The 4,829-nt window shown below is 39.9% G+C and carries 6 protein-coding genes; all 6 read left to right on the top strand.

Annotated features, from left to right (window positions below):
• Positions 1-864: phage/plasmid replication protein, II/X family (locus ACK1U4_RS12000; RefSeq protein WP_419401983.1), on the top strand; the 864-nt coding region annotated here is incomplete at its 5' end.
• A gap of 13 nt (positions 865-877) precedes the next feature.
• Positions 878-1,222: a hypothetical protein gene (locus ACK1U4_RS11995; protein WP_419401982.1), complete on the top strand. Its 345-nt coding sequence runs from the start codon at positions 878-880 to the stop codon at positions 1,220-1,222.
• A gap of 553 nt (positions 1,223-1,775) precedes the next feature.
• Positions 1,776-2,033, top strand: a complete 258-nt coding sequence (locus ACK1U4_RS11990; RefSeq protein WP_419401981.1) for a hypothetical protein — start codon at positions 1,776-1,778, stop codon at positions 2,031-2,033.
• Positions 2,034-2,159: 126 nt separating this feature from the next.
• The gene (locus ACK1U4_RS11985) at positions 2,160-3,413 is read left to right on the top strand and encodes a virulence factor TspB C-terminal domain-related protein (protein WP_419401980.1); all 1,254 of its coding nucleotides are present in this window, start codon (positions 2,160-2,162) and stop codon (positions 3,411-3,413) included.
• The gene (locus ACK1U4_RS11980; protein WP_419401979.1) at positions 3,413-3,712 is read left to right on the top strand and encodes a DUF2523 family protein; all 300 of its coding nucleotides are present in this window, start codon (positions 3,413-3,415) and stop codon (positions 3,710-3,712) included. Before ACK1U4_RS11985 ends, ACK1U4_RS11980 begins: the two co-directional genes overlap by 1 nt.
• The gene (locus tag ACK1U4_RS11975; protein ID WP_419401978.1) at positions 3,709-4,743 is read left to right on the top strand and encodes a zonular occludens toxin domain-containing protein; all 1,035 of its coding nucleotides are present in this window, start codon (positions 3,709-3,711) and stop codon (positions 4,741-4,743) included. Before ACK1U4_RS11980 ends, ACK1U4_RS11975 begins: the two co-directional genes overlap by 4 nt.
• Positions 4,744-4,829 lie beyond the last annotated feature (86 nt).

The raw sequence follows: 4,829 nt of genomic DNA, 5'->3' as shown, positions 1-4,829 counted from the left end.
CGTGTTAGTCGTTTAGATGTCACCTTTTCCATTAAGTTGCCCCATGCTCGTTTAGTCCAACCGTGTTTGCGTTTTTTGGCTAACGTGTCACAGGGTCATAGACGCAATGACACTGATAGACGTGATTTTTACAATACCGTTTACTTTGGTGGTGTAACATCGCCTTGGGGCGGTGCGAAGATATACGGCAAAGCCGAAGAACTACGCACCGAAATAAACAAGCTACAAACTAAAGCCAAAACAGGTTGCACTGAATCGGCTAAAAAGCTCGTTATCTTGAATGATGAACTTTTGTTATGGTCTGATTGTGTATTACGTTTTGAAAGTAGCAATAAACGAAAGTTGTTAGAAAAATTAGGTTATCCGTTTAATCTGTGGGAACTTTGCCGTTATCTAGGGTCTAAGAAACTAAGAAATAAAGCCCTTATTCGTCTTTGGCAATACTGGTTTTCCCCAATTTTTAAGGCGTTGAAAGGTAACATTATGGATAGTACAGATGACAACCAAATTTACGATTTGTGTAAAGAAAAATTAATTACTTATACCAAAAGCGGTAAACCATCACTAACCAAAGCAAACAATGCGTTTAATTTTTACCAGTTGTTAAAGTCTAACGGTTGGAAAGATGTTAAATCACGTTATCAGCCTAGGGCGTTTCAGCTTAATGTTAAATCCTTAGTTGATATTGGTATTCCCAGAGGTTTGTTACAGAACCTCAATAATCAATCGGTACAAGTTTTACCAGTTGTTGAATTATTACAATTACAGCTAGAAAAACAATTTCCTGCCGATTACGTCCCCCCTAAATCTGCGTTTAGAGGTGATTTCCGTTGTTATCTAACCCCACACTTAAAAGTAGCCTAAAAGGAGCAAATCCATGCAAAAATTTATCATCAGACGCATTGAGGGAGTTAATCAATCGGGCATTAGCAAAAAAAGTGGTAAACCTTACACCCTTGATTTTACTAATGTTGTCGTAGAGTTACCTGTTGAAAATAATGACGCTATTGGCGTTAAAGAATTTACCTATCAGTATGGCGACCATACCAATTTTGAGAAATTAAAAACACAGCTTGAAGGTCGTTTACCGCTCGAATGTGAATTGGATTTAACGATTGCTGTTGGTGATTATGGTAATGCTCAAATGGTCATTAAAGAAATCAAGATTCCGCCTGTATCATCTGTATCTTTACCACCTGCACAAATGAAGGTCGAAAAATAAAATAAAAAAACGTCTTTTTGTTTTTTTATTTTATTTTTGACCCCTAGGGGGTTTGGGGGGATTCCCCCCAATTTAGAACCTTTGCCTTAAATCCTTTTTGAATTATCTACAGGGCATTGGGGGTTGTAAGGGGGTTTACCCCCTACGAGGTCGGAGACCGATAGGGCTAGTGATTGTAGCGAGAAATATCTTTTAGATAGTAATTATAAAATCTTAATTATATAAGGTTACTCGGAGAAAGAAACTTATAGAATTTTAGATTTAATTATTACTAGATAAAAGGATTGAAGCGGAAAGCACGGTGCGAAGCAAGCCCCCAAATCATTAATCAGTTAAAAGAAAACCGAACAGAACATGAAAACATACGTTTGCCAAACCATAGACACAGCAACTAATCAATGCACACAATGGGTTGAGCAAGCTAACTTTATAACCGAGTTATCACAACTCAGTTATAGCGACACAAATCAAATTTTGTCGCTTACTGCCGTACTTTTTGCAACAGCATGGGTGTGGTCTTTACTTAGTCGAAAAGCTGAACAAGGAGCTTAAAATGGAAAATCAACAAATCGTTGTAGCACAAAAAAAACCTCGTACTACTTACCAACGCATTGTTAATGGTGTTGCCGTAGTTGTTGCCCCTGTTGCCATGGCAATGTCTGCCCATGCTGACGGTCTTGACGTGAGCCAAGGCACAATACAACTGGCATTGGCTTTGGCGGCGATTGGTGCTTTGGGTGCTGCGAAGTTAGCCCCTGCTGCGCTTACTTGGGTATGGGGTATTGTTACTCGTACTGCAAGCCGTGGCTAAACCTTAGCTTTGGTTAAAGGGTAGGGGGTTGGGAAACTAACCCCCTATTTTTTTTGGAATTACTTATGGTTGTCTATAACCTCATTGTCATAACCCTAGCACTATACATATTATTTAAGGATTGAAATGCGACCAATCATAAAAAAAATCCTTGCACTTTGGCTCATCATCTACTTAACACTAGCTCCGCCATTAGCTTATGCTGTCAGTGCTGGCGGTTGGTCATTTAGCAAATACGATATCATGTTAGAGTTGGTTACTGCAATGCGTGGCGGTGTATCATCGACTGTAAAATTTACCCCTCCTACACCTAACATGGTCACTGTCTTAAAGGGTGCTAGTGCTGTTGCCATTGCTTATGCTATTGCCAAATATGGCGGTCAAGCGATTGATTGGGTAATGGATCCTGCAAACAATACTGTGCGTAAAAAAGATGGTATTGTATGTACTGGTAGTCATTTGAATAAAATTTATCAAGGATTTAGTGGTGAAGATGTTTGTAAGAAAGCTACTACTGATGTTGTTGCTAGTTTAAGTAAAGTTGGTATTACTGGTACAAGTTATTTAAGGTATGCTGCTAATAGATGTGAATATGGTAGAGATAATACTGCATTTGATTCTTTTTCTGTCTCTTGTGGTGCAGGTAATTTGTCTGTACCTATTTCAGACTTAGTACCTGATGTTATTGCTGACGCAAAAAAGGGCAATCCTACGGCACAAGACGTTGTCAATCAAGCCGTGCAAGACGCTGTAAATGCAGGCACTACTGACAATGCACTTGCTAACGCAAAAACAGATACAGACGCAACACATAGTTGCGGTACTGGCACGGCATGGAACGGCTCTGCATGTGTTGCTGATAAAGTTGACATACCTGCATTTGACCCTTCAAGCATCTTAAATGCTATCAAATCATTAGCTGACATCTTATCAGCAGTATTACAAAACATACTCAACGAAATCAAAGCATTAGCATTAGCGATTGTCGAGCCGATTGTTAAAGTCATTAATAATGCTTGGGACTGGCTTAAAGAAAAATATCAATGGTGGGTTGAACAGTGGACAACCTTTACTACTGGTGTTAAAGAATTCTTTCAATGGGTGAGGGGTGAACCCGATAAAACAGATGATACAAAGCCCAATATTGACACAGCCCCATCGACAAAATCAGCCCAAGATTTTGACAGTAATTACATAAACTTTGGTGGTCAATGCCCTAGTTTTTCCCCTACGACAATATCAGTTGGTATATATACTTCTAACGTATCATTTAACCCACAACCGCTTTGCGATTTCGCCATATTATGCCGTCCTGTCATATTAGCTTTGGCTTATTTTGGGGCGATGGCGATTGTCGCCAATGCGATAAGGAGCGAATAATGGCAGTATCATCATTGTTTAATGGTCTTAAAACATTATTAGCAAATAATAATAAATCTTGGCTTGGTCAAATACTAGCAGGGGCAGGGCTTGGGCTTGCCTCGACTGCAATATTTACAGGTTTTGTGGATTATTACAAAAGCCAAGCATTGGCAAATTTTGGTCAGTTGGGTGCTGTTAGTGGCTTACTTGGTTTAAGCGGTCTTGACAAAGCCATATCAATCATTGTTGGTGCTTATCTTGCGAGTATTTATATCAAAACATTTGCAACTGGATTGAAGGTGGTGCAGAAAAAATGATACGACTTATTACAGCAACGCCTGGCAGTGGCAAAACCTGTCTTGTTGTCGAATGGCTTTTAAAAGAAGTTGATAAGCAGTTTTATGGTGAAATATACACAAATATTGAAGATTTACGCATTACTGGTGTTAAGCCTTTGCCCAAAGACGCTGACTGGCGGTCACTTAACCCAAACAAGGATAAGGACAAAAAACCTATTTTGATGGTCGTTGATGAAGCCCAATATTTTGACGCATTTATGAAAGAAACCAAACAAAATGCCATTGGTAAAGACCTTTCAACGCACAGGCATTACGGTATTGATTTGTGGATTATCACCCAAAGCCCCAAGTTGCTAAATTCGTACGTTTTGGAAAACGTGGGCGAACACGTGCATTTATATCGCCCCCAAAAGAAAAAAACCGTCAATGTCTATTGGTGGTCGTATGCTCAATCAAGCCTTACCAAATCTGCGTTTAAGAGTGCAGACGATATGCAAAAATGGCGGTTAAATCCCCAAGTTTTTGACTATTACAAAAGCACCAGTCAAGTCACTGACAGCAAGGCTCGTACTAGCCAAAAAGTCATATCAACCATTATTACAGGTGTTATTATCTTGGTAGGCATTGGATTTTTCGTCAACAACGGTTTAGCAAGTTTCCAAGCCATGCAACACAAAAAAGGTGATAATGTTTTAGGGGTTGACACAAAGCAATTACCAAATGCCCCTGTAGCGTCCTCTGTTGCCCCCGTGGTTGCTCAAACAGTTGTTGCTAGTACCCCTGTACCTGTTACCCAAACACAGCCATTACAGACTCAAATAGACCCTATGCAAGCCGAATTACAAAGGGTTGCCAGTGTTATCCAGTTTGATGACAAATGCACCTTGTATAACTCAAAAGGCATGGTATTAGACTTACCGAAGTCAGATTGTATGGCGTATGCAAGCGGTGACAAGCGTATGAGTTTTAGCAGTTTAGCGACTGGAGTGACGACGGTGGCGACGGCGGTCGAAGACGAGGAGCGAGGAGGAACGCAAGGAGCGATTTAGTCCACATACTTTAGTAGTGGACTTTTGCGAAAAATTTTTCGTTTTTCGTGGTGTTGTTTTTGGTGATGTTGTTGTTTTTAAATAGT

The organism is Moraxella sp. TY6 (genome assembly GCF_048551375.1).
In the GTDB taxonomy this organism is placed as follows: domain Bacteria; phylum Pseudomonadota; class Gammaproteobacteria; order Pseudomonadales; family Moraxellaceae; genus Faucicola.
Note: the sequence above shows the minus strand (reverse complement) of the source record. Positions and strands in the feature narration are given on the sequence as shown.

Bases quoted from the DNA above. Each gene is read 5' to 3' on its own strand.
- ACK1U4_RS11985 (WP_419401980.1), top strand. From the start codon at position 2,160: ATGCGACCAATCATAAAAAAAATCCTTGCACTTTGGCTCATCATCTAC.
- ACK1U4_RS11990 (WP_419401981.1), top strand. From the start codon at position 1,776: ATGGAAAATCAACAAATCGTTGTAGCACAAAAAAAACCTCGTACTACT.
- ACK1U4_RS11975 (WP_419401978.1), top strand. From the start codon at position 3,709: ATGATACGACTTATTACAGCAACGCCTGGCAGTGGCAAAACCTGTCTT.
- ACK1U4_RS11980 (WP_419401979.1), top strand. From the start codon at position 3,413: ATGGCAGTATCATCATTGTTTAATGGTCTTAAAACATTATTAGCAAAT.
- ACK1U4_RS11995 (WP_419401982.1), top strand. From the start codon at position 878: ATGCAAAAATTTATCATCAGACGCATTGAGGGAGTTAATCAATCGGGC.